Here is a 546-nt window from a genome sequence, read left to right on the forward strand (position 1 = left end):
AAACTTGTTCGTTGACCATAGTCAAATCGTACAATTAGAAGGTATCCGTCGCGGTATCTGGGGTAACAACGAGTTATTCGGCCGTGTAATCACCTTAAACGACGGTAAAAACTAAGTAGTGGTATAAACATCAACTATAGAGGGTATGCGTTTTTGACCATACCCTTCTTATATATCTATATAGAAAATAGACTGAATAACATATCGGAGGTCGAGTAGATGTCAAATGATAAACAAACATTAGTTCAACAACTTGCAAGCTGGGTAGAAAGCCGTAGCTATGATGACTTGTCAGATGAAGCCATTAAAGTATTAAAATTACGTCTCTTAGATAGTATTGGAGTTGGGATTGGTGCCTTAGAAGGCCAACCCGTGAAAGATATCCGCACGATGACAGAAGATTTAGGTGGCGCCCCACTAGTAACCTTACTTGGTGGCGGTAAATCTAGCCCTGACTACGCAACCTTTTATAACGGGGCAGCTATCCGTTATTTAGACTACAACGATTCATACCTAGCGAAAAACGAAACCTGCCACCCATCTGAT

1 protein-coding gene is annotated in these 546 nt (G+C 41.0%); it reads left to right on the forward strand.

Annotation, left to right across the window (positions count from 1 at the left end):
• Positions 1 to 219: 219 nt before the first annotated feature.
• The coding region (locus tag ACRCJ0_RS19030) for an MmgE/PrpD family protein (RefSeq protein ID WP_431391770.1) at positions 220 to 546 on the forward strand (327 nt) is incomplete at its 3' end.

The organism is Aerococcus sp. L_32 (assembly GCF_050689315.1).